Consider the following 26,513-nt stretch of genomic DNA (forward strand, 5'->3'; position numbering starts at 1 on the left):
GAATTGGATAAGTTTCCCTTAAGATCAGAGGATTGCGGCCTACTGATCATATCACCTTGCGTCACTTATATTAGAAGATAGTCACGGCATCCGCACCCGCAGCAGCCTCAGGGCGTTGATCGTCACCAGAACGGTCGCGCCGGTATCCGCAAGGATGGCCGGCCAGAGGCCGGTGATGCCGATGATCGTCGTCACCAGGAACACCGCCTTCAGGCCGAGCGCGATGGTGATGTTCTGGTAGATGTTGCGCATCGTCCGCTTCGAAAGCTCGATCATCCCCGCAATATCGCCGACCCGGCCGTGCAGCACCGCCGCATCCGCCGTTTCGAGCGCCACGTCCGTGCCGCCGCCCATGGCGATGCCGACGTCCGCGGCTGCCAGCGCGGGAGCGTCGTTGATGCCGTCACCCACCTTGCCGACGACGAAACCCTCGCGTTTCAGCTCGCCGACGATACGCTGCTTGTCCTGCGGCAGCAGTTCGGCGCGCACCTCGATACCGAGTTCCCTGCCGATCGCGGACGCCGTCCGGGCGTTGTCGCCGGTCAGCATCACCGTCTTCACGCCGGCATCCGAAAGCGCCTTGAGACCAGCCTTCGCATCGGCCCGCGGCTCGTCGCGCATGGCGATCGCGCCTGCCAGCACGCCGCCGACGATCAGCACCGAAACAGTCTTTCCCTCGTCGTTGAGGCTGGCGATCCGCTTCGAATGGGCGGGCGGCAAGGCGACGCGCTCGCCGGCAGCCTTGGGAGAACCGAGGAAGACCTCCTGGCCTTCCACCATCGCGATGACGCCCTTGCCGCCCAGCGCCTTCGCATCGCTCGCGGCGGGAATATCCACCTCGTCCTCCGCAGCTTTCGCAAGGATCGCGACGGCCAGCGGATGGCTGGAGCCCGTCTCAAGGGCCGCGGAAAGGCGCAGCACGTCCTCGGCATTGCGGCCGAAGACGATCACGTCGGTCACCTGCGGCCTGCCGGCCGTCAGCGTCCCGGTCTTGTCGAGCGCCACCGCCGTCAGCTTGCCGAGCGTTTCGAGCACGGCGCCGCCCTTCATCAGCAGGCCACGGCGCGCGCCGGAGGAAAGCGAGGCGGCGATCGCGGCCGGTGTCGAAATGACCAGGGCGCAGGGGCAGCCGATCAGCAGGATCGCAAGGCCCTTGTAGACCCACTCGCCCCAGCCGGCTCCGGAAACGAGCGGCGGCAGGATGGCCACCAGAGCCGCGACCACGACCACGCCCGGCGTGTAATAACGCGAGAAGCGGTCGATGAAGCGTTCGGTCGGCGCCTTCTTCTCCTGCGCCTCCTCGACCAGCCGCACGACGCGGGCGATCGTATTGTCCGCGGCAGCGGCGGTCACGCGTATGCGCAGCGCCGCATCGCCGTTGATCGTGCCGGCGAAGACGGCATCGCCGGCATCTTTGGCGACCGGCGTGCTTTCACCCGTCACCGGCGCTTCATCGATGGCGCTTGCCCCCGCGACGATGACGCCGTCGGCCGATATCCGGTCTCCCGGGCGCACGAGAATGATGGAGCCGATGGCGAGGCTTTCGGCCGGCACCTCGCGGGTCCTGCCCCCTTCCCGGCCGTCCACTTCGAGAAGCGCGTTCTTCGGCACGAGGGCGGTCAGGCTCTGGATGCTCTGCCGCGCCCGCCCGGCCGCCACACCTTCCAGCAGTTCCCCCACGAGGAAGAGGAAAACGACGGCGGCCGCCTCTTCCGAGGCGTCGATGACGACGGCGCCGACGGCGGCGATCGTCATCAGCATCTCGATCGAGAACGGCGTGCCGGCAAGCGCCGCCATGATGGCGCGACGGGCGATCGGCACCAGGCCGATCAGCATCGCGGCCGTGAAGATATACGGTTCGTAGGCCGGAACCAGATGGCCGAGGCCATATGCGGCTGCGAGCGCCGCCCCGACAAAAATCGTCAGCCGGCCCTTGGCGCTTTTCCACCACGGCCCCTCCATCGGCCCGTGGTCGTGGCCGTGCAGACCCTCGATCTCCTGCCCGGCGTCGGCGCGGTGATCGTGCCCGCCGCCATGGCGGTGCGCGTGGCCATGCGCTCCCTCGTGGTCGTGGCGGTGCTGGCCATGGTCATGCGTGCAGTCCGGTCCATGCACATGGGCGTGCCCTTGCGCATCGTGATCGTGCCCATGATCGTGACGCTCCGCGCCTGCCGGCGGCTTCTTTCCCAGTGCACGCAGTGAATATCCCAGCCCGGTCACTTTCCTTTCGATCGCGGTCAGGTCGCTGGTGCCGTCATGATCGACCGTCATCGTGCCCGCGGCGACGGACACGGAGACATCTTCAACACCCGGCATGCGGCGCACCGCCGTGTCGATCTTGGTCGCGCAGCTTGCGCAATCCATGCCGCCGACCTTGTACCGGGCCTGATTTGTCACCGTCATCATCTCTCTCCTTCTGGATCGAGCACCTGCTTACAACCTATAGCGACTAGAGCTTCAAGGGCGTTTTTCAAGAATTTGCTGGCGGTCACCGGCCGATTTGCGCTAAGCCTCGTTTCTGACAGGGGCGTCCGGCGAAAGCCGGGCTGAGAAGCACCCTTTGAACCTGAACCAGATCATGCTGGCGGAGGGAGTCGTCCGGGCCTTCTACTCATCGCGCCCGCGCCTGCCCCGCCCAACGAGGCGAGAATGCAGACAATCTCCTTCCCTGGCGAAACGCCCGGCCAGTTGCTGGCCGCGATGCGCGCCCAAAATCCGCTCGTGCAGAACATCACCAATTTCGTGGCGATGAACATCGCGGCGAACGTGATGCTTGCGGCGGGAGCTTCGCCTGCCATGGTGCATACGCAGGAGGAGGCTGGCGAGTTCGCCCGCATCGCCTCCGCGCTGACCGTCAATATCGGCACGCTCTCGCCGGATTTCCTGATGGGCATGAAGGAGGCGGCAAAAGCCGCAGGAGAAACCGGAAAGCCCTGGATACTCGATCCCGTCGCGCATTTCGCCACCGGCTATCGCCGCGCCGCCACCGCCGAACTCATGGAATTGAAGCCCGCCATCATCCGCGGCAATGCTTCCGAAATCATCGCGCTTGCCGGCAGCAGATCGAGCGGCCACGGTGTCGACAGCGGCGACCCGACCGAGGCCGCGGAAGGTTCCGCCACAGCGCTTGCCCGTCAGAGCAGCGCCGTGGTCGCCGTCACCGGCGAGGTGGATTTCGTCACCGATGGCCACCGTTCGGCGCGCATCATGGGCGGTTCGGACCTCATGCCGCGCGTCACCGCGCTTGGCTGCTCGCTGACCTGCCTTGTCGGCGCCTTTGCCGCGACAAGGCCGGAAAAGCCTTTCGAGGCAACGGTCGCCGCGCTCGCCATGTTCGCGGTTGCCGGCGGCCAGGCGGCTGCCGAGGCCTCTGGTCCCGGCTCGTTCTCTCCCGTCTTCCTCGACCGGCTCGCGGCACTTTCGCCCGAGGCGCTCGATGCCGAGGCCAGGATCACGGGCGCATGAAGACCTTCGATCTTTCCGTCTATCTGGTCCTCGACCCCGATCTCTGCCGCGCGATCGGCATGGTGGAGACGGCCCGGCTCGCCGTTGCCGGAGGGGCGACCATCGTGCAGCTCCGCGACAAGCAGGCCGATACGGCCGCGATGATCGAAACCGGCCGGGCGTTGAAGGCCGCGCTTGCCGGCACCGGCGTGCCGCTGATCGTCAACGACGACGTCGAGGCGGCGATCGCGATCGGCGCCGAAGGCATCCATGTCGGCCAGAGCGACATGGCGGCGGCAACGGCGCGCGAGCGCGTCGGCCGCGGCATGATCCTCGGCCTTTCCGTCGAAACGGAGGAACTGGCGCGGCGGGTCGATCCTTCGATCGCCGACTATGTCGGCATCGGACCGGTCTTCGCCACCGCCACCAAACCGGACCACGAGCAGCCGGTCGGCTTCGAGGGGCTCGCGCGCATCGTCGCGGTGGCCCCGGTTCCGGCGGTCGCGATCGGCGGCCTGAAGGCGGAGCATGCAGGCCCGGTGCTTGCGGCCGGAGCAAGGGGCATCGCCGTCGTCTCGGCGATCTGTGGCCAGCCGGACCCGGAAGCCGCCGCCCGAAGGATTGCGGACGAGATCGAAAAGGCACGCGCATGACGACCAGACCGATGATCAGGAATGTTCTCTCCATCGCCGGTTCGGACCCTTCCGGCGGCGCCGGCATCCAGGCGGACCTCAAGACGTTTTCGGCGCGCGGAGCCTATGGCATGGCCGTGCTGACCGCGTTGACGGCGCAGAACACCCAAGGCGTGACCGGCGTGCATACCGTGCCCGCCGCCTTCGTGGCGGAGCAGATCCGCGCGGTTTTCGCGGATGTCCGCGTCGACGCGGTGAAGATCGGCATGATCGCCAATGCGGAGATTGCCGGGGCGATCGCCGACATGCTCCGCTCCCGTCATGACAGCCTGCCCATCGTGCTCGACCCCGTGATGATCGCCAAGGGCGGTTCGCCGCTGCTTGCTTCCGATGCGGTGGCGGCCGTCGCCCACCAGCTGATGCCGCTCGCCGCGGTCGTCACCCCCAACCTGCCGGAAGCCGCGGCCCTGCTCGACGAGCCGGTCGCCACGACCCGCGAGGCCATGGCCGACCAGGCCCGGCGCCTCCAGCGGATCGGGCCGAAGGCGGTGCTGGTGAAGGGCGGGCATCTGGAAAGCGAAGACAGTCCGGATGTGCTGGCCGACGTGGCCGGCATCCATTGGTTCGAAGGCAAGCGCGCGCCCACCAGGAACACGCACGGCACGGGCTGCACGCTCTCCAGCGCGATTGCCGCCGAGCTTGCCAAAGGCGCCGCGCCGGCAGACGCGGTCGCCATCGCCAAGGCCTATCTCGCCGGCGCCATTGCCGCCGCGGACGAGCTTTCCGTCGGCACGGGCCACGGACCCGTGCAGCATTTCCATGAATGGTGGAGGTGAGGCTCCATCGGCAGCGCGCTTCGTGCGCCCGTTCGGACGCGCGGCGCTCCAGGTCAGTGGAGCGATTGGGTGTAGACGAACTTCGGCATGCTCCATCCGAAACGGAGCGCCAGGATGCGCAGGGCCAGCCCGACCGTCATCGCAACGGCCGTCGTAAGGTCGTGGGAAAAGCCCAGGCGCAGGCCGGCAATGTAGATCAGGCCGGTTGCAACCGACACCGTGGCGTAGAGTTCCGCCCGAAAGAGCAGCGGAACCTCGGCGCATAGAACATCCCGCAGCACGCCGCCGGCACAGCCGGTGATCAGGCCCGACGCGATCACGACGATCAGCGGCATGTCGAGGCCGATCGCGACATTGCAGCCGATAACGGTGAACAGCACCAGTCCCACGGCGTCTAGGAACAGGAAAAGGCGTCGCAGATGGTGCATGTAGCGCGCGATCACGATCGTCGCAAAGGCCGCCACGCCGGTGACGACCAGATACGACGGATGCTGAACCCAGGAGACCGGATGGTGGTCCAGCAGCACGTCGCGCAGCGAGCCGCCGCCGAGCGCGGTTACGCATCCGAGCAGACAGACGCCCACCCAGTCCATGTTGCGCCGCCCCGCCGCCAGCGCGGCGGTCATGGCCTCCGCGACGATGGCGATGAGATAGAGAATGTGAAGTATCTGTTCCGATCCCATCATCAGGGCGAACTCCCGAAATATTTCAGCCGCAATTTCGCGATCGTCCCGTCTTCGTGAAGATCGAGGATCTGCAATGTCACAGGCCTTGCCAGATCGCTGTCGTGAGGGAAAGCGAAACCGTATTTGTCGGGATGGAAGATGTTGCCGACCACCGCGACCTTCTGTTCGGGGTGGCCGTGCGCATAATATTCCAGTATCGGCGCATCGCCGACGATGGCGTCGACCTCGCCCGCCTTCATCGCGGCGACGGCCACGTCTATGTCGGGATAGGGCCGCGAGGCGATGCCCAATCCCGTCACGTAGTTCTCAGCGACGCTTCCGGTGAACACGCCAACTGTCCTGTCCGGCAGGTCGGCGAGCGAGTTGATCCCCTGGCTGATGGAAACCGCGGTCATCACGCTCGTCACGGAAGAGGTGATATAGGCGATCACCGCGATTCCGCAGACCATCCAGATGGCCGACCAGATCCGCCCCATCCAGCCGAAAAGGTTCTTGCTGCGCGACATGCGCCCGGTCATCGCGGTCGCGATGACCTGATAGAAACTTTCCGCAAACCCCTCCCGCCAGCGCTTGGGAAAATCCGGATCGAACCGCCGGTCGAATACGGTCAGGCCCAGGGTGGCGGCGAGGATGACGAACAGGAGCCAGGCATAGGCGCGCAGATGCCCGGCATTTCCCAGCCCCGTCACCACGCTCCAGAAACCGCCGGCTCCCCGGTCCGGCACCATGATCCGCAAGCCGGCATCGAACCACGGCTGGGTGAACGACACCACTTCGGCGCGCTCGCTGGTGATCGTCAGATTGGTCACGGCGGCGTCGATATCGCCCTTGCGCATCGCCTCGACGAGATCCCTGAACGTGGGATAGGTGACATAGTGCGTCGCGAGATTGAGGCGGACCGCCGCTGCGTCCCACAGATCGATCGCCATGCCCGAATAGCTGCCGCCCTCCTGCGCCGTGACGAAGGGAGGGCTGACGTAGAGCCCGACATTGACGGTGCGGCTCGCGGCCGGGGCGGGCGCCTGCGCCCGGGCGTGCCCGCCGGCGATCAGGCAGATCGCGAGGATTGCCCAGACGACCTGCAAAGGTTTGCGGCAGGCATCCCGGAAGCCACGGCACATGCCCCGGAACATCCCTCGCCGCCGCTCCGGACGCCGTGCGATCCCGGAATGCCATGAGAGGCCCGCGCCCCTCTCATGGCTTCCCTTCTGTCGATTGTCTTTGCAACTCATACCGGATACGAACTTAGCCGAAGTTTTGCCCAGCGCCAAAGCGATGGCGCAATTGATGATGGTATCTCCCGATCGCCTTGCGATGCCGGTCATGTGGCGGCACCCGGACGGGCCTTGATGTCGCCTCGGGTTTCCACGGTCGGGGCGGAGCGCAAGACAAGCTGCGCTCCGCCGGCCTCAGCGCGTTTCCCGGCCGGGACCACAAGGCATGCAGGCCTCACTTGCCGGCGTCGGGATCATCGACAAGGCAACCCATGCCGTGGCAGCCCTGATAGTTGCCATGCACGTCGAAGTTCGGATTTCCCTGCCGGTCGAATTGCGGCCTGTTATCGATGGCCTGATCCGGATTGTCGACCTGGCAGCCTATGCCGTGGCAACCGTTATAACCCTTTTCGTACCGGTTGTTGCTTGTCGAATGCGAATGCTTCTCGTGGTGATCCTCCGTCATGCCTTCGATCAGCGCGCCCAGAACGGCGCCGCCGATGACGGCGCCGACGTCATGGCCGTGATGGTCGTACATGCGGGCGTCGGGATCGAACCCGTCGCCGCGCCCGTGATGATAGCCGCCGACATCGGCGAAGACTCCCGCGCACCCCTGCGCGACCCAGATGTATTTGCTCCTGGGATTGTATCCCCAGGTGCGGTTCAGGATGCAGGCGGCGCCGGACGTCTGATGGATGAGCTGCGGCCTGCTGAGCGGCCCCGCCCAGCATTCGTCATACTGGTAGTTTCTGGACTGGCACTCGACCGTCGACTGGGCGCGCGCGTCGGTCGCGATCCAGGGGGCGCCGAGAATGCCGAGCGCAAGCGCCACGATCGCGATGCTGAAATAGCGAGACATATCATTTCCCTTTCACGGGCTACGGAACGGTGATGGAAGATGATGGCCGGGACCCTGCTCCGCAGGCGCCATCAGTCGTTGATTGCGATGATCTTGACCGTGTTCTTCGCGCCCACGCCCGAGAACCAGAGTTCTCCGTCGCCGATGGAAACGCCCTGCCAATTGGCGAACAGCGTCGGGTAGGTCTGCCTGGCGACGGCCTGTTTCACCTTGCTCGTGACCACCTTGTCGTAGTCGTTCACGAAATGCGCCGCATCTTTGATCTTCACGGCCTTGCCGCCGATCCGCGCCTGAAAGGGATAGTCGACCATCGACGCCACAGCCGCCTTGTCGTCGGCGGCAACGGCTTTCTTCAGCGTCTCGAAGAATTGCTGATAGGACGCATGGTCGCCGAACAGCGTGTCGAGCGTGGCATTCACATCGGCGGCGGTCTGTGCGCCGGCGGGGGCCGCTCCCGCGAGAGCGAGCACGGCCGAGGCTCCCAGTGCGAGGAGCAGTTTGCGGACCGAATTATGCGTGGGTGAGAAAAATTCAGGATACATAAGGGATATCGACCTCCTGGCTGAAAAACTTGAAACAGGTCTGCCTGTGCGGCACGTCCTTTCAAAGCGCCTTGCGAGCCGGCTGCACGATCCGGTTGAACGGATACGCCCTCCACGAAATTGAACTGGTCCTTCCGGTCGACATGATCCGTCCCTCCGGTCACCGTCGCAGGCTCTGGGTTTCCAAATTCGCGGCTCTATCGTCCACGATTCTGCCGGTCAGGGCAAGCGTGGCCGGCGCGAGATCCCCCGTCCCCCGACGTTCGGCACGCGCCACGGCCGACCAACTGCGGATTGCATGCGCATGCCGGCCCTGCTGGCCCCCCTGGCAAACCGGGCCGGTCCGGCCCCGATGCTCCTGATCGCTCCCCTCATTGATCACGATCAAAGTGCGGCTCTCCCAACGGCCTAACCTGCCTCCCAGCGACAGGGCAGCAGGCCCCGTCGCAGAAGGACCTTGGGGCCTGAATCCAGATCTTGCCTTCCCCCCGAAGAAAGGAGCCAGCAATGGCCTATGCAAGCACCAACCCCTATACCGGCGAAGTCCTGAAGACCTTCGCCTACGCTACCGACGCAACGGTCCGGGACGCCATCGGCAAGGCGCACGCCGCCTTCCTCGCCTGGCGGGAAACCCCGTTCGCCACCCGTGCGGCGATCCTCCAGAAGGCCGCCGATCTTCTCCGCCGGAACGCCGACGACTACGCCAGGCTTCTGACCCTTGAAATGGGCAAGCTGTTCGGCGAGGCGAAGGCCGAGGTCGAGCTGTCGGCCAGGATCTTCGAATATTACGTCAGGAATACCGAGAAACTACTCCAGCCGGAACGGCTGCCGGTCGCCGACCCGGCCGAAGGCGAGGCCGTGCTCGTCCACGAGCCCCTCGGCGTCCTCCTCGCCATCGAGCCCTGGAACTTCCCCTATTACCAGATCGCGCGCATCATCGCCCCGCAGCTCTCCGCCGGCAACACGATGCTGCTGAAGCACGCCTCCAACGTGCCGCAGAGCGCCGCGGCCTTCGAGAAGCTGATGCGCGAGGCGGGCCTGCCGGACGGCGCCTTCATCAATCTCTATGCCACCCGCAAGCAGGTCGAGATGATCATCAACGACCCGCGTGTCCATGGCGTGGCGCTGACCGGCTCGGAAGATGCGGGTTCGATCGTCGCCTCCCAGGCCGGAAAGGCGCTGAAGAAATCCACGATGGAGCTCGGCGGCGCCGACGCCTTCGTCGTGCTCGCCGATGCGGACCTGGAAAAGACCGTCCCGTGGGCGGTCTTCGGCAGGCACTGGAACGGCGGCCAGGTCTGCGTCTCCTCCAAACGCATGATCGTCGTCGACGACGTCTACGACGCCTTCCTCAGCCGTTACCGGCAGGGTGTCGCCGGCCTCAGGGCGGGCGATCCCTTCGATCCTGAAACCACGCTGGCGCCGCTTTCCTCCCAGGGGGCCGCGGACGACATCAGGGAAAGGCTCCGTCAGGCCATAGCCCATGGCGCGAAGGCGGAAGAGGTCGGCCCGCCGGTGCCCAACCAGGGCGCCTTCGTCCAGCCGACGATCCTGACCGAGATCGGCGAGGACAACCCGGCCCGCTACTGGGAATTCTTCGGCCCCGTTTCGATGCTGTTCCGCGCGAAGGACGAGGAGGATGCGATCCGCATCGCCAACGATTCGCCCTTCGGGCTCGGCGGTTCCGTCTTCACCAGGGATATCAGGCACGGCGCCGAAGTGGCGCGGAAGATCTCGACCGGCATGGTATTCGTCAACCATCCAACCAAGGTCGAGGCCGATCTTCCCTTCGGCGGCATCCGCCGCTCCGGTTACGGCCGCGAGCTTCTCGGCCTCGGGCTCAAGGAATTCGTCAACCACAAGCTGATCGATGTCGTCGACATCGACGCGCATTTCTGAGCCTCTTCCCGGTCTCCGTGGCTCCGGGCCACGGGACCGGCATCCCGGTCCAGTCCTCCGCCGGGCCGGGATCTCCCCGATTTGAAAGGAGCATGATCATGTCTTTGAATGGAAAAGTCGTTCTGGTGACCGGCGCGGGCCAGGGCATCGGACGAGGCATCGCGCTTCGCCTCGCAAGGGACGGCGCCGATCTCGCGCTCATTGACGTGAAGGCCGATAAACTGGCCTCCGTTCAGAAGGAAGTCGAAGCCCTCGGGCGCAAGGCGACCGTCTTCGTCGCCGATGTCAGCCGGCGCGATCAGATCTATGCCGCGATCGATCACACGGAAAAGACGCTCGGCGGTTTCGACGTGATCGTCAACAATGCCGGGATCGCCCAGGTCAACCCCATCGCCGACGTGACCCCGGAAGAGGTGGACCGCATCTTCAAGATCAACATCGAAGGCGTGCTCTGGGGCATCCAGGCGGCAGCCGCCAAGTTCAAGGCGCGGGGACAGAAAGGCAAGATCATCAACGCCTCCTCCATCGCCGGCCATGACGGTTTCGCCCTGCTCGGCGTCTATTCCGCGACCAAGTTCGCGGTCCGCGCCCTGACCCAGGCCGCGGCCAAGGAATATGCCAGCGCCGGCATCACCGTGAACGCCTATTGCCCGGGCATTGTCGGGACCGACATGTGGGTGGAGATCGACCAGCGCTTCTCCGATCTCACCGGCGCGCCGAAAGGCGAGACATACAAGAAATATGTCGAGGGCATTGCGCTCGGCCGCGCCCAGACGCCCGATGACGTCGCCGCCCTCGTGGCCTTCCTGGCAAGCGGGGATTCCGACTACATCACCGGTCAGTCGATCCTTACCGATGGCGGCATCGTCTATCGATAGGGCTGCCTTCGCCCGTCCGCGAGGTGCCTGCTTCCGCGGGCGGGAATTTGCCTGCAGAGCACGACACGCCGGTCGGGACATTGCGTTTTCGAGCATGTCCCGACGGCATATTTCAGGCGGAATCCCTCAGCGCCGCCACGGCTGCGAACCCGTGCTCCGCAGCCTCGAGCGCCGTGGCGATATCGGCCTGCGTGTGCGCCGCGCAAAGGAACATGTTGTGCTTCGGGTGGAAATAGACGCCCTTCGCCAGAGCCGCGTTGCAGAAGGCGGAGCCCTTTGAGAAATCCGGGTCGTCGTCGAAGAGAACGGCGGGCATCTGCGCGGGACCGCTCTGCCGGATCGAAACGCCGAATTGACGGGAACGCGTCTCCAGCCCGTCACGCAGCATCTGGCCGAGCCGGGCAAGACGCGCGGGCACGTTATCGCGCCGCACCACGTTCAATGTCGCGACGGCCGCGGCCATCGAAACCGCCCCCGCCCAGAAGGAACCCGTAACGAAAACCTGCGACGCCGCTTTGCGCAGCCAATCGCGGCCGGTCACCGCCGACAGCGCATAACCATTGGCGATCGCCTTGCTCCAGGCGGCAAGATCGGGACGTACCCCGAGAGGTTCCCAACTGCCCGCCATATCGAGACGGAACCCGGCGCGGACCTCATCGAGGATCAGGGCCGCATTCCCGGCATCGGCAAGCCGCCGCGCCGCCCTGGCGAAATCCTGCGTCGGCAATTCCTGATCGAAACCAAGGTCATGGCGATAGGCCGAAACGACGATCGCCGCCAGATCGTCCCCCGCTTCCCTGACGGCCGCTTCGAGCGTCTGGATGTCGTTGAAGATATAATATATCAGGTGAGCCCGGTCTTCGGCCGTGACCCCGAGCAGGGATGGCGAGCACCACGGAACCGCGCCGTGATAGGCCCCCTTGGCCACCAGGATTTTCCGCTTGCCGGTCGCCGCGCGGGCGACCGTCACGCATGTGGTCGTCGCGTCCGTTCCATTCTTCTGGAAAAGCGTCCAGTCCGCATGGCCTATCGTGTCGACGACGAGTTCGGCGAGCTCGACCATCACCTCGCCCGGGCCGTTGAGGCAATCACCCTGGCGGCGCTGGCGTTCCGCCGCTTCCTCGACCTCGGGATGATGATGTCCCAGGAGGTTGGGGCCCCAGCTGCACATGAAATCGACATAGCGGTTTCCGTCGACATCCCAGAGAATGCCTCCTTCGCCGCGTTTGAAGAACTGGGGATAAGCTTCCGGCAGCTTGGCGGCATGGAGATGCCCCCACATCCCGCTCGGCACGACCTTTTCGGCACGGGCGCGCAGCGCGATGTCCTGCGTTCTCATCAATTCCGACATAGGCGATTCTCCATCTTGGGATTTGATATATCATATATTGAAAGGCGGAAAGCAAGCGTTTTGTGATGTGCCCTGCTTTCGGGAAAGGCAGTTACGAGGGCGCGACATCGCGCCAGACGGGAGTCAGGGGTGAAGGAACGAACGGCCCGGATGCGCGGCCCCAATTGAAGGGCTGGACCGCGCCCGTCCGCCTTGTTCATTTCCGGGCTTATTTCTGGGCATGGATGTGCGAGCGGGCTTTTGTCGGCGCTCGGTACCACCTATATTATATATGATTGAGTCTTGGACTTTCGCGGCGAAACGGTCGCCGAAGGCTGCATTTGAGGAGTGAAGATGGCCGATATCGACCAGTCGCCCGGCGACAACGGCGTGGGTCCGGTCGCCCGCGACAGCCTGACGGGCCTTGTCTACAGCAATCTGCGTCAGGCGCTGATGGAAGGCCGTTTCTGGCCCGGCCACCGCTTCAAGATCCGAGAGCTGGCGGCGACGATGAATGTTTCGGAAACGCCGATCCGCGAGGCCCTGATGCAGCTCGTGCGCGGCCGCGCGCTGGAAATGCAGGCGGGGCGTTCGATCATCGTCGCGCATATGACGGCCAAGCAGTATATCGAGCTGAGGACGGTCCGGCTGTTTCTCGAGGGACTTGCGGCCGAACATGCGACCACGCGCGTTTCCGAGGCCGATATCGACCGGATGGAGACGATCCACGAAGAGCTCATCAGCGCCGAGCAGCAGCAGCGCTGGTCGGATGCCGTTCGGGCGAACTGGCAGTTCCATCGCAGCCTCTACGAGGGCTCGGAACTGCCCGAGGTACTGGCCATCCTCGATGATATCTGGATGCGCAACGGGCCGTTGCTGAACTTCCATTATCCGAACGCCCCGCCGACCTATCCGAACGAACATCAGCATCTTTCCGTACTCAAATACCTGCGGCAGCGCCGGCCGGACAAAGTGCGCGAGGCCATTCAGGCCGACATGATGGAAGGCGGCCAGAATCTCGTCCGGCTTCTGGAAAAATCGGGAGGAACCCGATACCTGACGCCGGCCGGGGCCTAGGATCGGGTCAAAGACCGCGGAACGGGCGCGGGCCGTCATGGCGCCGCGCCCCTTGCCGCCTTGCGAAACGCATCGGCGAGCGCTTCTTCCGAAAGACCGTATTTCTCGAAGAGATAAGCCGTCGTACCGCCTTCGGCGAAAGTATCGCGCACGCCGACACGGCGGAATTTGACATGGACGTCCCGCTCCATCAGCAGTTCCGCCACGGCGCTGCCCAGCCCGCCGATGACCGAGTGGTTTTCGGCCGTCACGACCAGCGGCACCTGGCGGGCGAGATCGGCAAGCGCCGGGTCGAGCGGCTTGATCGTCGCCATGTCCACCACGGTCACGGCCGTTTGCTCCCGTGCCAGCCGTTCCGCCGCGGCCATGGCGATATCGACCATCATGCCGCATGCGACGATCAGGCCATCCCTGCCTTCCCGCAGCACGCGCATCCTGCCGATCCGGAAATCGGTTGCGGCGGCGCCCGCCGCCTTTTCGGTGCCGTCGGCCCGCTTGAGGCGGAGATAGACAGGCCCGTCATGTTCGGCGATGGCAGCGACGGCGGCGCGCACCTGCTCCGAGCCGCTCGGCTCGATGACGGTCATGTTGGGCAGCGCACGCATAAGCGCGATGTCGTCGATGGCCTGGTGCGATACGCCGAGCATGGTGGTGAGGCCGGGAATGACGCCGACGATCTTCACGTTGGTGCGCGGATAGGCGACCTGCATGGCCACCTGGTCATAACAGCGGCGCGTGGCGAAGACGCAGAAACTGTGCACGAAAGGCACTTCGCCGGACCGCGCCAGGCCGCCGGCGATGCCGACCATATTTGCCTCCGCGATCCCCACCTGGTGAAATCGCTCCGGTATCCGGTCCCGGAACAGGTCCGTCTCGGTGGGGAGGGTCAGGTCCGCCGTCAGGCAAACGATGCGTTCGTCACGCAGCGCGGCCTCGACCAGCGCTTCCCCGTAATGCCTGGGCGCACCGGCCGCAGCCGGGCTCCTGGCGTTGAAATCCCGCACTTCCAGCGATTTTCGGTGGTCTGGCTCGTTCATATGCGATCCTCCCCGGCATGCGTCTCGGCAAGAGCGGCCAACGCCTCGGCGGCAACCTCCGGCGGCAGCCTGAGATTGTGGGCCAGCAGGCCTTCGAGGCCCGGCACGCCCTTCCCGGCGACCGTCGCAGCGACGAGACAGGTCGGCCGGGCATGGGCGCGCGCGCGTTCCAAGGCCGCCAGAAGCGCCGGAATGTCGTGGCCGTCCACGTCTTCCGCCATCCAGCCGAAGGCGCGGAACTTCCCGGCAATCGGAGCGACGGAAACCACCTTGTCGATATGGCCCTCGACCTGCATCCGGTTGTCGTCGACGATGAGGCAGAGGTTGGAAAGGCCCGCGCTGCCGGCAAAGAGCGTTGCTTCTATGGCCGTTCCCGCCCTCTCCGAGGCATTGATCTCGAAGACCGACCCGTCCCGGCAATAATCCCGGATGGCGGCCGGATCGACGATGCCGCGGGCGGCGAGCGTCGCATAGAAGATCGCCGTGTTATGGGCCGTCGACAACAGGAAGCGGTCCCGATCCGGCCAATCCGGGTCCGCCGGATCGAGCCGCAGTTCGGCGAAATAGAGCACAGTAAAGATATCCGCGGCCCCCAGCTCCTGCTGGACATAACCTTGCCTGGTGGGCGCCACGAGTTCGATGACATCGCGACGCAGCGACCGGGCGATCCGCGCAAGCTCCACCGGATCGGCGATACGCGGAGCAGGTTGCCGTTCCCTGCGGTCATCATTGGACATCGGCAGGGCCCTCCCAAGCCAGATTGACATATTATATATCAAATTTCGGTGCGATCGTCCTCGCCGGCTGTGAAGCGGTCAAGGATATTGCGGGTGATGCGCTGGGTGAACGGGTCGCCGCGCTTCAGGCCCATCACCCATTCGCAGGTGGCAGCCGTCAGCACTTCGCCCTTGCCGCGGGTCATGTGCACCATCATGCCGGACCCGTATTTATAGCGCGCGAGCCCCTCGGGCGTGACCTCCCCGGTCACGCATTCCACGAGGCCCTCGTGGTCGCTGCTCCGCACATAGTAGCGAAAGCCCTCGCCTTCCGGTTCGTCCTCGGCCAGCACGGCCGGCGCCATGGCGAGGATCTCGATGCTTTCGGGCTGGCCCTCCGCGGGAACGGGATAGGGCAGGCCATGGCGGAAGGTATAGTCGAGCCCGTCGACCTCGTAGGCGAAAATGCGCTGCCTGTCGCCGAAGATATCGGCGTAGTGCAGGCCGGTGCCGGCAAAGGCCCAGTGCGTGGGCCGATAGACGGTGAAGCCCTTCTGGCCGTTCGGCGCGAAACCGCCCCAGGAGGCATAAAGGCCATGCACACCGTTGACGCCCATGGTGGAGGCGCCGGGCCAGCGGACGTTGCGGTCCTCCCAGGCGCTGGTCAGCAGGTGCGCCCTTTCGGTGCCGGCGACCGGGTCCTGGTGGATCGCCTTGAACTTGTGGCAGACCTGCCGCCTGCCGCCGTCCTCCAGCCTTATCTGCCAGAGGAAGTTGGCGCCGAAGCGGGCGAGCTTGCCGCCGTGCTCGACATAATGCTCGATCGCCTCGCGCATTTCCCACGTCCAGTATTCGTCATGGCCGACGATGGCAAGGCAGGGATAGGCGTCGAGCAGTTCCGGCCGGTAATGCAGGTCGGTCTGGGTGATCATGTCCAGCTGGTAGCCTTCCTTCTCGGCCCAGAGGACGAAATGACGGTCGAACTGCGCCCAGCCGGCGGCGGCATAATACTGGCCGAAGCCATTGGCAAAAGCCCATTCCTTCATGGGGTATCGCGGGGCGTCGCCCATTTCCGGTGCGGGATCGGCGCAGATGCGTGGCGCGCCGGCGGGCAGCCACACGACACCGCGCGTCCAGGGCCGTTCCAGCGACAGGACCGGGGAAGCCTGGCAACCGTCATCGCCTTCCACGCCGAAATAGTGGTTGGCGCCGCCGAAGTCGTTGTATGCGGTCCAGGTGCCGGTCGGCAGGATCATCAGGATTTTCGCCCTGCGCGTCTTTTCCGTCGGGCGCACGACAAAGAAGTGGTGCTGCACGAAGCGGGCGCCGTTCGCCCGCTCGCAGGAGGACACCACGCGATAGAAGCCCGAACGAAGGTCGGCCGGCAGCGTCCAGCGATGGCTCACCGGCCATTTGCAGCCGTTGCGGTAGGCATCCTTCGGCGTCGGGGCGAAGACGCCGTCGATTGCGTCGACCTCGTGGACGGTTTCCGGCTCCAGCCCGTCCCGATAGATCTGCAGCCGCCAGGTCCCGGCGGTCGACGTCGTGTGGAACACCACTTCGTCGCCGGGATCGTAGGATATGGCATTGGTGTAGGTATAGACCTCGGGGATGTCCGCATCCTCGCGCGGGGCTTCATACCAGGGCTGACTGTTCCAGTGCTCGTCGGCGAACATCGGCCGCGTCCTGCGCGGCGCGACATTGATGGAGCCGAGTTCGGGGGATTGGAATTCGCGTTTCTCTGTCATGACCGTCTCTTGGAAAGATATGCGCGGCGCGCCGCCCGGGGCTTCCCGGGGCAACACGTCCCGGCGCCGCCTTCGTCGCGAAGCATCATGCCGTTTCCGGCATCACGAAGGGCTCCGGATCGAGGAACCGCTTCACGATATTCAGCGTGATGGTGCTGATATTGTTGTCGTAATCGTTGTGGCCCAGCGACATGCCGAAGGTGATCGAACCGGAAGCGAAGACCGCGCCGCCATTGGCCGTCTCGAAAAACACCATGTCGGCGCGCACCAGCGCGTTCTGCGTGCCGTCGAGCCCGTCCACCATCGTGCGAAACTCTTCCGGCGTCGGCAGCGCGCCGGCTCCCAACCCCTCGGAAGTTGCGAGCAGAAGCGCATGGCGGGGCGTACCGAGCTCGTAGTCCAGCCGGTCGATCTCGCTGCCGACCGCCCCGTTGTAGCGGAAGCCGAAATCGCCGAGCCTCTCCTCGCGGCCGGTGCCCTCGAAAATGAAGGCCGCGCGGGGATCGTCGCTGTCCGGCTTGCGCATGTAGTAGCCGCAGGTGTCGTTGATCATCGCGGAAAAGCCGACGCCGACCAGTTTCTGCGGGGCAAACCCGCTGTGGCGCCACAGCGAACCGGGTTCGCCGGTGCCGGCAAGATGCACCTCGCCCGGCTCGGATTCCCAGGTGCGCGTGCCCGCCATGCCGCGACGCACTTCCAGCGCCGCCGGCGCTGCGGGATGGAAGCCGCAGCGCCAGTAGAAGGCATTGCCGCCCATGGAAATGTGCCGGCCGCCGGCATTCTGATACTCCATGATGCCGTTCATCATGTTGAAGCTGTAATATTCGGGATGCGTCGGCGTCATCATGGCGCGGTAGGGCCTGAGCGCCCTGGCGCCTTCGCGATCCAGTTCGACGTCGGTGATGACGTCGTAGGCGATGCCCTTTTCCTCGAGCCAGTCGAGAATATGGGTGTCGTTGATCAGGTTGAACCAGTAGCCGCGCGGCCGCATGCTGAGGATCGGCCTCAGCCAGGAACTGTAGGCCCTGCCCGAGCCATCCACATGGCAGTCATAGGTGGACTGGCCGATCTCGGGATGCTCCTGCATGAAGACATCGTCCATCGGCAGCCACAGGACGTGCTCCATGAGCGTTTCGAAATGCACCTGGTAGAGGCGCAGCGCGCTGTTGGCATAGGCGAGATAGGTCGCGACGGAGAGCACGACGACGAGGTCGGCGCGCCTGGTCTTCCTGCCGGGCGTGACGAAGAAGGTGACATAGCTTTCGCAATCCGGCTCCGGCACATCGCCGACGGGTGTCAGGCGCAGCGCATAGACGCCGGTGCGCCAGTCGTCGGGCACGTCGAGCACGAACGTCGTCTGCCACTGGCAATCGTGGATGTCGTCGCTGTGGAAATGGATCGCCGCATATTCCCCCGGCGCCAGCCGGAAATCGTGCACGGCGCCGGACCAGAGGAAACCGGTGACACCGCGCCTGGGCAACTGGTGAAGCCGCCCGCTCAGGCAATTGGGCGAAATATCCCTGACGTCGAGCGTGGTGATGCCATCGGCGAAGTCCCAGAAGGCGACGAGGCCGGCAGTGGTCGCGCCGGTGCGCGGCCGCCAGTCGAAGACGCGCAACGCCTCCGCATCGAGAGCGCGGGAAAACACGCGCGGCGCCTCGATCTTGCCGTCGAAATGGGCGGCATACTTCCCTGTCTGGTCCCGATGATGGGCCGCGATCAGGAAAGCGAGCCCGGAATCGAACGGCACATCGGCGGGCAGGTCGAAGGTCTCGGCATGGACGGCGGCGGGACGCGTGCCGTCGGCCGGCACGATCAGCGACAATGTCGCGCTTCCGGCGACGAGGTCGACCGTTGCCGAAACGAAGGACCAGACGCGCTCGCGCGCCCTGGCTTTCAGGGTGAGGCGCGCCGCGCCGAGAGCCAGGACCGGATGGCCTTCCGCATCGATTTCCAGCGCGTAGCCGCGCTTCGCAGCCTCGCACCAGTTGCCCATGATCGCCTTGGCATTGTCGGCGATGCGGGTGGGATAGACATAGGCGCCGAAGGACCAGGCTCCACCGGAAGGGACGAGCGCACCGCCATGTTCTACGACGGCGCAGGAGCCGGGGCGGATTTCCTGGTCGAGACAGGCGTGCACGCCATCGATGCCGCTCTTCATCACCTCGTATTTGAAGCCGGGACCGTTGGCGTCGACATCGCCGCAACGCAGGCGCAGCACGTCGACATGGACCTTTTCCCGCTTGCTCGACAGCTGGAACCTGACCGTCTCACCCGCCGGAACGCTGATGCGGTCGGGATAACCGAGATATTCGTTGGTCTTATAGATCACCTTGGTACTCCGCAGGTAGCGTTACGCCGGTCATGTCCTGCCAGCGGAGCTTGAAGACGTGCCATTCCGCCTCGGCAAGCGAGGTGAAGATGCGCTCGTCCACGAAGGGCATCGGCTCGCCGCGCCGTTCGGGAATGCGCGACAGGCGCCAGGCCTTGCCGGCTTCCAGCACGACGAGGACGAGACGGCCCTGGGCCCTGCCCCAGCGCATCTTCGCCAGCATCGCGCGCAGCTCGGGACCGTGGACGCCAAGCGGGCTTTTGCGAAACTCGTCCACGAGATCGAGCCGCTTCGGATCGATCCGGTAACGCATCGCGTTGGGGTCACTGGTGTGATCCATCTTTCCAATCCTGTTTTCGGAAATGCCCGGAAGATGCCGCCACCGGCATGAACCGCCTGGCGCCCGGGGCAACGGGAAGGCGGCGGTCGCCGCCTTCCGTCTTTTCGGATCAACGGGTGAGCCAGGCGGTCCAGCGTTGGCGCAATTCGTCGCGATGAGCGCCGATCCAGGCGAAATCCGGCTTGATCAGCTTCTCGTAGTTTTCCGGCGAGGTGGCGAAGAGATTGCGCTCCTCGGGCTTCAGCAGTTCGATCACCGTCTTGCTGCCGGTCGCATAGTTCACGTCCCGCATGAAGGGTACGTGCGAGTCGACATTGGCGTAGAAGAAATCGAGATAGGCCATGGCGGCGTTCTTGTCCGGCGCGCCCTTCAGGATCGCCATGTAGCCTGTATCGCGGATGGCGCCATCCCAGGACATGGCGGCCGGAATGCCTTCCTTGATGACGGCGAGCGCGCGACCGGAATAGCTCATGGTCATGACCACTTCCTTGTTGCGCATGATCTGCTGCACTTGGTCGCCGGTCTTCCACCAGACGGCCACATGCGGCCGGATTTCGTCGAGCTTCTTGTAAGCCCGGTCGAGATCGAGCGGGAAAAGCTCGGCGGGTTTCACGCCGTCGGCCAGCAGGGCCGCAACCGGCACCCACCAGTCGCGATCGCCGGTGTCCGGCAGGCCGCGCGGGCCTGGAAAGGTCTTCACGTCCCAGAAATCGGCCCAGTTCTTCGGTGCCTTGTCCTTGAAGACGTCGGTGTTGTAGTTGATGAGCATGCCGCCGGTGGTGCGGACGACGCCATATTCCGTGCAGGCGTCCGAGACTCCGTATTTCTGCACGTCGGGCAGCCTGGAGCAGTCGATCTTCTCCAGCATGCCGGTGCGGGCCACGAGGTCAGGCCCGGTGGCGGTGACGATGTCGAACTCGATATTGCCGGTGCGCATCATCGCTTCCGAGCGGGCCCACTGGTCGGGAACCTCGATTGCGACCGGCACGACCTCGACATCCCTGGCCTTGCCGAACGGCTCGTAGAAGTATTTGGCAAGCGCGTTGCCCATCAGTCCGCCGGTGGTGGCGATGACCATCTGGTCTTCCAGGCCTTCGGCCGCGGCGGGCATCGTGCCGGCGAGCACTGCGGCAAGCGCGACAGGTGCCGCCGTCCATTTCCAGGTATTTCTCGGCATAGATGTTCTCCTCTGGTTTTTGCCGTTTTGCAGTATTTCCCAGTTAGTTCTTCGTGCGCGATCGCATCAGGTGCGCCCCGAGGAGGATCGCGATGGAAAGTACGATGAGCAGGGTCGCGATGGCCGGAATGATCGGCGTCAGGTTTTGCTCGATGTCCTCGAACATCCGTCGCGGCAGCGTCTTGTAGCGCACGCCCGAGAGGAAAAAGGAGACGACCGGCTCGTCGAACGAGATGATGAAGGCGAAGAGCGCGCCGCTCACCACGTTCGGCAGGATCAGCGGCAGCGTCACCAGCCGGAAGGCCGAGAAGCGCGAGGCGCCGCAACTCATCGCGGCCGCCTCCAGGTTCGCGTCCACCTTTGCCAGCGCCGCCGCCGTGGTGAAGACGACGAAGGGCAGCGCAAGCACCGTATGGGCGAGCACGAAGCCCGGAATGGTGCCGGAGAGCCCGATCGTCTGGAAGAACAGGTAGAGCCCCACCGCAAGCGCGATATGCGGCACGATGATCGGCCCGATCAGCAGAATCTGGAACAGCGTGGCGAGCCGCCCGCGGCCACGCACCATCGCATAGGTCGCCGCCGTGCCGATGACGGAGGCGCAGATCGCCGTCAGGAAGGCCACCTCGATGCTGAGCCAGGTGGCGTTCCACCATTGCCGGCTGCTGAAATATTCCACGTACCATTTCAGCGTGAAGCCGGCGGGCGGAAATTCCAGGTAGTCGTTGCGTCCGAAGGACATCGGAATGACGATGACCAGCGGGATGACGATGAATGCCAGCACCGCATAGACATAGCCGCTCAGCGCCAGGGAACCCTTGTCGACCGGTGGTCTCATTGCTGCGCCCCCATCAGTCGGTCGAAACGCAGCGTCTTGCTGAAGATCAGCGCGAGCAGGGTGACGAACAGCGTCAGCACGCCGACCAGCGCGGATGCGAAAGGCCAGTCGAGCACCTCGCGGATCTGCTGGGATACCAGTGTCGCGATCATCAGTTCCTGCGGCGAACCGAGGAGCGCCGGCGTGATGAAGAAGCCGAGCGCGGTCAGGAACACCAGCAGCGACCCGCTGGCGATGCCCGGAAGGCTGAGCGGCAGGATCACCTCGATGAAGGTGCGGAAACGCGTGGCGCCGAGCACCGCGGCCGCCCGCATGTAGTCGTTCGGGATGCTGCGCAGCGCACCGTAGATCGGCAGGATCATGAAGGGCAGCAGGACATGGGCCATGGCGATGACGACCGCGCTCTGGGTGTAGAGCAGTTTCAGCGGTTCCGACGTGAGGCCGACGGCCATCAGTCCCGAATTGACCAGTCCTTCGCGCTGGAACAGGAACGACCACGCGGCGGTCCGCACCAGCACGCTGGACCAGAGCGGCAGGATCACGCAGACGCCGACCAAAGCGGCGACCGCGCCCCGCGCGCGGCTCATGTAATAGGCGACCGGAAAGCCGAGAACGACGCAAAGCCCGGTCACGAGCACGGCCGTCCATACCGTGCGCACGAGCACGCGGGCATAGACCGGGTTGGTCACCACGCGCGCATAGTTGTCGAGGGTCGGCCGGGGCTCGAAGAAGCTGATGTAGAGAAGCTGGCCGATCGGATAGACGAAGACGAAGGCGATGATCGCGAAAAAGGGCGACAGGAGCAGCAGGGTCGTGAAGCCCGAAAGACGCCGGCCATCCGAATGCCAGAAGAGGGATCGGCTGCCGGAATTCATCGCGCGCCCCCGGCGTAAAGCAGGATCGCCTCCTTCGGCACGCTGAAGACGGCCGTCGCACCGGGCGTGAGCGCGCTGAGATCCGACGCGCCGGGCAACCGCGCGCGGATCTCGGCGCCATCCGGCAGGTGCCCGATCAGAAGCAGGGCCGATCCGGCATAGACGATATCGGCCAGCCTGACATGCAGCGCGAACTCGGCGCCGGCCGCGCCGAATTGCAGGCGCTCCGGCCGCACCGCGAGCACGGCTTTCTGCCCGGCCTGCAGCGCCTCGGCCGCCGCCGTCGCCGGCACGTTCCAGCGCTCGCCGGAGGGCAGGGACACGGCGATGGTCCCGCCCGCGCTCTCGACGGTCACATCGATGAAGTTCATCTCGCCGATGAAGCCGGCGGTGAACAGATTGGCCGGACGCTCGTAAAGCTCGCGCGAGGGACCTATCTGCTGAATCCTGCCGTCCTTGAGCACCGCCACGCGGTCGGCCATGGTCAGCGCCTCGCCCTGATCGTGGGTGACGAAGATGACGGTTATGCCGAGCTCGGCATGCAGCCGCTTGATCTCGAGCTGCATGTCCTCGCGCAGGTTCTTGTCGAGAGCGCTGAGGGGTTCGTCCATCAGGAGCACGCGGGGCCGGTAGACGATGGCGCGCGCAAGCGCCACGCGCTGCTGCTGCCCGCCGGAAAGCTGATTGGGAAAACGCCCGCCGTAACCGGCAAGCCGAACGGTGGCGAGCGCCTCTTCCGCCCGCGCGTAGCGCTCCCGCCTTGCGATGCCGCGCATCTTCAGGGGAAAGGCGACATTGTCCAGGATCGACATGTGCGGAAACAGGGTATAGTTCTGAAACACCATGCCCAGGTTTCGCTTGTTGGCCGGAACGTAGGTGAGATCCTCGGAATCCACCTCGATGTTTCCGCCCGTCGGAAACTCGAAGCCGGCCACGCTCATCAGGATCGTGGTCTTGCCGGAGCCGCTCGGTCCCAGAAGGGCCAGGAATTCACCGGCGTCGATATCGATATCGACGCCATTGACCGCGAATACGTTTCCGAAGCGCTTTTCCAGACGGCTGATGCGAATGGACGCACCCGCCGCCTGCTCTCTGTTCATTGCGATAGTCACTGAGGCCTGTTCCCGCTTTATTGTTTGGCTTGGCGCTGGTGGATGGGAGTTTCACCTGTCCGGTCGATCCCGTCCTCTCTCTTCAAACTCCAATATCATATTTGATATATCATGCATGCTAGCGCCGAATGAATTCGGCGACAAGGGTCATTTGCTCGTCGAGCATGGCTTTTCCGCCAATCGTGCGGGCGCCCCGCGCCGCCGCCAGCGCCATGAGCTCGGTGACGGCCGGGTTGACGATGATATCGCACACGGTTGTCTGCGGCCCGATGCGGCTGAGGTCGACGGGCAAGGCATCCCCCGCCTTCATGCCGAGAGATGTTGTGTTGACGACCAGGTCGAAATCCTCGGCGGGGGCGGTGCCCGCCAGCACGTTCACGGTCGGGTGACGTGCCGCGACGCATTCCGCCAGCGCCCTTGCCTTCGCCTCGTCGCGATTGGAAATCACCAGTTCGGCGGCCCCTGCCGCGGCGATGGCAAACGCCGTGGCCCGGCCCGCACCGCCTGCCCCCGCCTGCAGCACGCGCTTTCCGCCTACCGCACACCGATGGCTGGCAAGCCCCGCAATGAAGCCGGACGCATCGAGATTGTCGCCGATCAGGCGCCCCTCGGCGGTACGCTTCACGAAATTGACGGCGCCGATCGCCTCCGCGCCCGACGTGACGAGATCGAGATGGGACATGATCGCCACCTTGTGCGGGATCGTGACGCCGAAGCCCACGACGTTGCCCATGCGCCGGATCGCCCCCACCACCGCCGGCAGGTCTTCCGGCAGGACATGCAGCGGAGACGTTGCGACGTCTTCGCCGATCGCCCGGAAATGGGCGTTGATGACGGCGCTCGCCCGGACGTGATCCACCGGATCGGCCAGCACGAACATGATCTTCGACTTGCCTGTGATCTCCACGGACATCTTTCTCCTCCGTCAGCCCGGCAGGCGGCTGCGGCCATATCCCTTGTAGCGCTCCGCCACGCGGATCATCTCCTCGTCCGGGATGATCACCGGCTCGCCCGCCTGCCTCGCCAGGATGTATTGGCGGGCCAGCGTTTCCAGCTTCACCGTCAGGTCGAAGGCGGATTGCAGGCTGGCCCCGGCAACCAGCATGCCGTGATTGGCGAGCAGGCAGGCCTTGCGCCCTCTCAGGGCCTCGACGGCGCCATCCGCCAGGGCGCGGGTGCCGAACGTGGCATAGGGTGCGCAAGGCACGTCATTGCCGCCGAAGCTTGCAATCATGTAGTGGAAGGCTGGAATGGGCCTGGCGAGGCATGAGAGCGCCACGCAGCAATCCGCATGGGTATGGATCACCGCCTGGACATGCGGATAGGCATTCAGGATCGCCAGATGCATGTGCCATTCGCTGGAAGGAATGCCCTCGCCCACGGTCCTGCCTTCGGCATCCAGCCGCACCAGCCCTTCGGCCGTCATGGTGGCGCTGTTGCCGCCGGTCGGGGTGATGAGGATGTCCGCACCGATGCGGGCGCTGACATTGCCGCTGCTGCCGTGGTTGAAGCCCCTTTCCTCAAGTTTCGCGACGACATCGAGGACGGATTTCCGCAGTTCCAGTTCACTCATGCCGCATTCTCCGGATTCTGCATGGAGGCGAGCGCCCGCGCGAAGAGATCGACCGGGCCGAGCTTGCCGGACTTGAGACACAGGGCGACCGGATCGGCATCCTCGGTGACCGCCGCGCCGATGCCCGGCCCGCCATAGGGGCCGACCATGAGGCTGCGGATACCGAGCCGTTCGACGACCGAGCCGGAGGTCTCGCCGCCCGCCACCACGAAGCGGCGTACGCCCGCGCTCCTGAAGGCGACGGCAAGATCGCCGACGATGCGTTCCGCCAGCGCCGCCGCGCCATCCCGCCCATACCGGGCCTGGGCCGCCGCCACCGTTTCCGGGGCTGCGGACGTGGATATCCCAACAGGCCCGTCTTCAAGCTTCGGCATCGCCCAGGCAAGCGCGGCCGCCACCGCGCTTGCCGCGCTTTCGACCGCCGTCAGGTCGATGCGCAGAACCGGATGGGCCTTTTCGAAATCCGCAAGCTGCTCCAGCGTGCGCTCGGCGCAACTGCCGGACAGCACCACGCCCTTGCCGTTGACAGCTGGCAACACTCGACGATGCGGCGGGGCGGACAGCAGGCCCCTCGCCCGCCAGACCGGCGGGTAATGCTGCACGATCGTGGCGTTTCCGGTCATCAGTTTCCAATCGGAGGTCAGCGCCGCGATACGGTCCAGATCCCTGTCATGGATGGTATCCAGGATGAAATAGCGGATGCCCTGCCCGGCCTTTTCCGCAACCGCCCCTTCGAGTGCCGCGCCGCCCGCGTCGATCACGGGATGGTCGAGCAATCCGACCTTCATCGCCGTCTGACGCTGCAGCACGCGCACGAGGTCGGGATCGGTCATCGGTGTCAGCGGATCGTAGCGCTTGGGCGATTCCGAGACGAGTTCGGTGCCGAGGAACAGATGGCCGTTATAGACGGTGCGCTTCAGTCCTGGCGCCGAGGGGCAGAAACCGGTCACGGGCGCGCCAGTCACCCGCATCAGCATATCCGCCACGGGGCCGATATTGCCCTTGTCCGTGGAATCGAACGTGGCGCAGTACTTGAAGAACAACTGCCGTGCGCCCCGGGCAAGGAGAGCCCGGGCGGCCCGCTCCGTCCTGGACACCGCATCCCCGGGCGCGATCACGCGGGTCTTCTGAGCGACGACGATCGCCTCGGCGGGACCTGATGCCTCCACCATGTCGGGATCGGTCACGAAAGCGCAGTCGATGCCTTCCGCAACCAGCATCGCCGCGGTTTCCATCCCGCCCGTCAGGTCGTCGGCGAGGACACCCAGAACCGTTCCCGTCATTTGCCTGCCTCCCCGCCGACGTTTAGTCCGATTTCTCAATACATGATATATCAAATATTGGGCGGCGCAATGTGCTCCTCTCCCTTTT

The 26,513-nt window shown here is 65.1% G+C and carries 24 protein-coding genes and 1 riboswitch; of the genes, 6 read left to right on the top strand and 18 right to left on the bottom strand.

Annotated elements, in window-relative coordinates; all coding sequences use genetic code 11:
- Positions 1–81: 81 nt before the first annotated feature.
- Entirely contained in the window at positions 82–2,403 is a 2,322-nt protein-coding gene (locus ACFFP0_RS06895; protein ID WP_377258014.1) for a heavy metal translocating P-type ATPase, read from the bottom strand.
- 110 nt (positions 2,404–2,513) lie between these two features.
- Positions 2,514–2,610: riboswitch (TPP riboswitch) on the top strand.
- A 39-nt stretch (positions 2,611–2,649) separates the two neighbouring features.
- Here ACFFP0_RS06895 and thiM point away from each other — a divergent pair.
- The 3 genes from thiM to thiD are packed head-to-tail and all read left to right on the top strand — an operon-like array spanning position 2,650 to position 4,912.
- Positions 2,650–3,465, top strand: coding sequence for a hydroxyethylthiazole kinase (thiM, locus tag ACFFP0_RS06900; protein WP_377258017.1), 816 nt, complete (start codon positions 2,650–2,652; stop codon positions 3,463–3,465).
- Positions 3,462–4,097 (top strand): thiamine phosphate synthase, encoded by a 636-nt coding sequence (gene thiE, locus ACFFP0_RS06905; protein WP_377258020.1) that lies wholly within the window; start codon positions 3,462–3,464, stop codon positions 4,095–4,097. The genes thiM and thiE overlap by 4 nt, the downstream gene beginning before the upstream one ends.
- An 11-nt stretch (positions 4,098–4,108) precedes the next feature.
- Positions 4,109–4,912, top strand: a complete 804-nt coding sequence (gene thiD, locus ACFFP0_RS06910) for a bifunctional hydroxymethylpyrimidine kinase/phosphomethylpyrimidine kinase (protein WP_377258751.1) — start codon at positions 4,109–4,111, stop codon at positions 4,910–4,912.
- A gap of 53 nt (positions 4,913–4,965) precedes the next feature.
- Here the strand turns inward: thiD and ACFFP0_RS06915 are convergent, their stop codons facing one another.
- The 4 genes from ACFFP0_RS06915 to ACFFP0_RS06930 form a co-directional block, all read right to left on the bottom strand.
- The gene (locus tag ACFFP0_RS06915; RefSeq protein ID WP_377258023.1) at positions 4,966–5,598 is read right to left on the bottom strand and encodes a trimeric intracellular cation channel family protein; all 633 of its coding nucleotides are present in this window, start codon (positions 5,596–5,598) and stop codon (positions 4,966–4,968) included.
- Positions 5,598–6,719: a transporter substrate-binding domain-containing protein gene (locus ACFFP0_RS06920; RefSeq protein WP_377258026.1), complete on the bottom strand. Its 1,122-nt coding sequence runs from the start codon at positions 6,717–6,719 to the stop codon at positions 5,598–5,600. Before ACFFP0_RS06920 ends, ACFFP0_RS06915 begins: the two co-directional genes overlap by 1 nt.
- Positions 6,720–7,047: 328 nt before the next feature.
- Complete coding sequence (locus tag ACFFP0_RS06925) at positions 7,048–7,671, bottom strand: DUF3011 domain-containing protein (RefSeq protein WP_377258029.1); 624 nt, start codon at positions 7,669–7,671, stop codon at positions 7,048–7,050.
- Positions 7,672–7,742: 71 nt separating this feature from the next.
- On the bottom strand, positions 7,743–8,213 hold the full coding sequence (locus ACFFP0_RS06930; protein WP_377258032.1) for a hypothetical protein: 471 nt from the start codon (positions 8,211–8,213) through the stop codon (positions 7,743–7,745).
- Positions 8,214–8,720: 507 nt separating this feature from the next.
- Here ACFFP0_RS06930 and ACFFP0_RS06935 point away from each other — a divergent pair.
- Positions 8,721–10,112, top strand: coding sequence for an NAD-dependent succinate-semialdehyde dehydrogenase (locus ACFFP0_RS06935; protein ID WP_377258035.1), 1,392 nt, complete (start codon positions 8,721–8,723; stop codon positions 10,110–10,112).
- Between the two features lie 98 nt (positions 10,113–10,210).
- Positions 10,211–10,990: an acetoin reductase gene (locus tag ACFFP0_RS06940; protein WP_377258038.1), complete on the top strand. Its 780-nt coding sequence runs from the start codon at positions 10,211–10,213 to the stop codon at positions 10,988–10,990.
- Positions 10,991–11,102: 112 nt separating this feature from the next.
- On the opposite strand, the gene ACFFP0_RS06945 is transcribed toward ACFFP0_RS06940, so the two are convergent.
- On the bottom strand, positions 11,103–12,341 hold the full coding sequence (locus ACFFP0_RS06945; RefSeq protein ID WP_377258041.1) for an aminotransferase class III-fold pyridoxal phosphate-dependent enzyme: 1,239 nt from the start codon (positions 12,339–12,341) through the stop codon (positions 11,103–11,105).
- A 333-nt stretch (positions 12,342–12,674) separates the two neighbouring features.
- On the opposite strand from ACFFP0_RS06945, the gene ACFFP0_RS06950 reads away from it, so the two are divergent.
- On the top strand, positions 12,675–13,397 hold the full coding sequence (locus tag ACFFP0_RS06950) for a GntR family transcriptional regulator (protein WP_377258044.1): 723 nt from the start codon (positions 12,675–12,677) through the stop codon (positions 13,395–13,397).
- 35 nt (positions 13,398–13,432) lie between these two features.
- Here the strand turns inward: ACFFP0_RS06950 and ACFFP0_RS06955 are convergent, their stop codons facing one another.
- The 12 genes from ACFFP0_RS06955 to otnK all read right to left on the bottom strand — a co-directional run bounded on the left by ACFFP0_RS06955 (position 13,433) and on the right by otnK (position 26,425).
- Positions 13,433–14,434: a transketolase family protein gene (locus tag ACFFP0_RS06955; RefSeq protein WP_377258047.1), complete on the bottom strand. Its 1,002-nt coding sequence runs from the start codon at positions 14,432–14,434 to the stop codon at positions 13,433–13,435.
- Positions 14,431–15,171 carry a thiamine pyrophosphate-binding protein gene (locus ACFFP0_RS06960; protein WP_377258050.1) on the bottom strand — a complete coding sequence of 247 codons (741 nt, stop codon included), beginning with the start codon at positions 15,169–15,171 and terminating at the stop codon, positions 14,431–14,433. The genes ACFFP0_RS06955 and ACFFP0_RS06960 overlap by 4 nt, the downstream gene beginning before the upstream one ends.
- Before the next feature lie 38 nt (positions 15,172–15,209).
- Positions 15,210–16,898 carry a N,N-dimethylformamidase beta subunit family domain-containing protein gene (locus ACFFP0_RS06965; RefSeq protein ID WP_377258053.1) on the bottom strand — a complete coding sequence of 563 codons (1,689 nt, stop codon included), beginning with the start codon at positions 16,896–16,898 and terminating at the stop codon, positions 15,210–15,212.
- Positions 16,899–16,983: 85 nt separating this feature from the next.
- A complete protein-coding gene (locus tag ACFFP0_RS06970; protein ID WP_377258056.1) occupies positions 16,984–19,230 on the bottom strand; it encodes a N,N-dimethylformamidase beta subunit family domain-containing protein in 2,247 nt (748 codons plus the stop codon).
- Positions 19,220–19,570, bottom strand: a complete 351-nt coding sequence (locus ACFFP0_RS06975; protein WP_377258059.1) for a N,N-dimethylformamidase alpha subunit family protein — start codon at positions 19,568–19,570, stop codon at positions 19,220–19,222. The genes ACFFP0_RS06970 and ACFFP0_RS06975 overlap by 11 nt, the downstream gene beginning before the upstream one ends.
- A gap of 109 nt (positions 19,571–19,679) precedes the next feature.
- The gene (locus tag ACFFP0_RS06980) at positions 19,680–20,747 is read right to left on the bottom strand and encodes an extracellular solute-binding protein (protein WP_377258062.1); all 1,068 of its coding nucleotides are present in this window, start codon (positions 20,745–20,747) and stop codon (positions 19,680–19,682) included.
- Positions 20,748–20,790: 43 nt separating this feature from the next.
- Positions 20,791–21,582 (bottom strand): ABC transporter permease, encoded by a 792-nt coding sequence (locus ACFFP0_RS06985; protein ID WP_377258065.1) that lies wholly within the window; start codon positions 21,580–21,582, stop codon positions 20,791–20,793.
- The gene (locus ACFFP0_RS06990; protein ID WP_377258068.1) at positions 21,579–22,457 is read right to left on the bottom strand and encodes an ABC transporter permease; all 879 of its coding nucleotides are present in this window, start codon (positions 22,455–22,457) and stop codon (positions 21,579–21,581) included. Before ACFFP0_RS06990 ends, ACFFP0_RS06985 begins: the two co-directional genes overlap by 4 nt.
- Positions 22,454–23,557, bottom strand: coding sequence for an ABC transporter ATP-binding protein (locus tag ACFFP0_RS06995; RefSeq protein WP_377258072.1), 1,104 nt, complete (start codon positions 23,555–23,557; stop codon positions 22,454–22,456). The genes ACFFP0_RS06990 and ACFFP0_RS06995 overlap by 4 nt, the downstream gene beginning before the upstream one ends.
- Before the next feature lie 130 nt (positions 23,558–23,687).
- Positions 23,688–24,482 carry a shikimate dehydrogenase family protein gene (locus tag ACFFP0_RS07000; protein WP_377258075.1) on the bottom strand — a complete coding sequence of 265 codons (795 nt, stop codon included), beginning with the start codon at positions 24,480–24,482 and terminating at the stop codon, positions 23,688–23,690.
- A gap of 12 nt (positions 24,483–24,494) precedes the next feature.
- Positions 24,495–25,142 (bottom strand): class II aldolase/adducin family protein, encoded by a 648-nt coding sequence (locus ACFFP0_RS07005; protein ID WP_377258078.1) that lies wholly within the window; start codon positions 25,140–25,142, stop codon positions 24,495–24,497.
- Positions 25,139–26,425 carry a 3-oxo-tetronate kinase gene (gene otnK, locus ACFFP0_RS07010; protein WP_377258081.1) on the bottom strand — a complete coding sequence of 429 codons (1,287 nt, stop codon included), beginning with the start codon at positions 26,423–26,425 and terminating at the stop codon, positions 25,139–25,141. The genes ACFFP0_RS07005 and otnK overlap by 4 nt, the downstream gene beginning before the upstream one ends.
- Positions 26,426–26,513: the final 88 nt, after the last annotated feature.

The sequence above is a fragment of the Neorhizobium puerariae genome, from assembly GCF_042429745.1.
GTDB lineage: Bacteria > Pseudomonadota > Alphaproteobacteria > Rhizobiales > Rhizobiaceae > Neorhizobium > Neorhizobium puerariae.

Coding starts and splice junctions, on each gene's coding strand:
- ACFFP0_RS06965 (WP_377258053.1), bottom strand. CDS start 16,898: ATGACAGAGAAACGCGAATTCCAATCCCCCGAACTCGGCTCCATCAAT.
- ACFFP0_RS06975 (WP_377258059.1), bottom strand. CDS start 19,570: ATGGATCACACCAGTGACCCCAACGCGATGCGTTACCGGATCGATCCG.
- ACFFP0_RS06980 (WP_377258062.1), bottom strand. CDS start 20,747: ATGCCGAGAAATACCTGGAAATGGACGGCGGCACCTGTCGCGCTTGCC.
- ACFFP0_RS06925 (WP_377258029.1), bottom strand. CDS start 7,671: ATGTCTCGCTATTTCAGCATCGCGATCGTGGCGCTTGCGCTCGGCATT.
- ACFFP0_RS06935 (WP_377258035.1), top strand. CDS start 8,721: ATGGCCTATGCAAGCACCAACCCCTATACCGGCGAAGTCCTGAAGACC.
- ACFFP0_RS07005 (WP_377258078.1), bottom strand. CDS start 25,142: ATGAGTGAACTGGAACTGCGGAAATCCGTCCTCGATGTCGTCGCGAAA.
- ACFFP0_RS06995 (WP_377258072.1), bottom strand. CDS start 23,557: ATGAACAGAGAGCAGGCGGCGGGTGCGTCCATTCGCATCAGCCGTCTG.
- thiE (WP_377258020.1), top strand. CDS start 3,462: ATGAAGACCTTCGATCTTTCCGTCTATCTGGTCCTCGACCCCGATCTC.
- ACFFP0_RS06895 (WP_377258014.1), bottom strand. CDS start 2,403: ATGACGGTGACAAATCAGGCCCGGTACAAGGTCGGCGGCATGGATTGC.
- thiD (WP_377258751.1), top strand. CDS start 4,109: ATGATCAGGAATGTTCTCTCCATCGCCGGTTCGGACCCTTCCGGCGGC.
- ACFFP0_RS06915 (WP_377258023.1), bottom strand. CDS start 5,598: ATGATGGGATCGGAACAGATACTTCACATTCTCTATCTCATCGCCATC.
- ACFFP0_RS06990 (WP_377258068.1), bottom strand. CDS start 22,457: ATGAATTCCGGCAGCCGATCCCTCTTCTGGCATTCGGATGGCCGGCGT.
- otnK (WP_377258081.1), bottom strand. CDS start 26,425: ATGACGGGAACGGTTCTGGGTGTCCTCGCCGACGACCTGACGGGCGGG.
- ACFFP0_RS06940 (WP_377258038.1), top strand. CDS start 10,211: ATGTCTTTGAATGGAAAAGTCGTTCTGGTGACCGGCGCGGGCCAGGGC.
- ACFFP0_RS06985 (WP_377258065.1), bottom strand. CDS start 21,582: ATGAGACCACCGGTCGACAAGGGTTCCCTGGCGCTGAGCGGCTATGTC.
- thiM (WP_377258017.1), top strand. CDS start 2,650: ATGCAGACAATCTCCTTCCCTGGCGAAACGCCCGGCCAGTTGCTGGCC.
- ACFFP0_RS06945 (WP_377258041.1), bottom strand. CDS start 12,341: ATGTCGGAATTGATGAGAACGCAGGACATCGCGCTGCGCGCCCGTGCC.
- ACFFP0_RS06930 (WP_377258032.1), bottom strand. CDS start 8,213: ATGTATCCTGAATTTTTCTCACCCACGCATAATTCGGTCCGCAAACTG.
- ACFFP0_RS07000 (WP_377258075.1), bottom strand. CDS start 24,482: ATGTCCGTGGAGATCACAGGCAAGTCGAAGATCATGTTCGTGCTGGCC.
- ACFFP0_RS06920 (WP_377258026.1), bottom strand. CDS start 6,719: ATGTGCCGTGGCTTCCGGGATGCCTGCCGCAAACCTTTGCAGGTCGTC.
- ACFFP0_RS06960 (WP_377258050.1), bottom strand. CDS start 15,171: ATGTCCAATGATGACCGCAGGGAACGGCAACCTGCTCCGCGTATCGCC.
- ACFFP0_RS06955 (WP_377258047.1), bottom strand. CDS start 14,434: ATGAACGAGCCAGACCACCGAAAATCGCTGGAAGTGCGGGATTTCAAC.
- ACFFP0_RS06950 (WP_377258044.1), top strand. CDS start 12,675: ATGGCCGATATCGACCAGTCGCCCGGCGACAACGGCGTGGGTCCGGTC.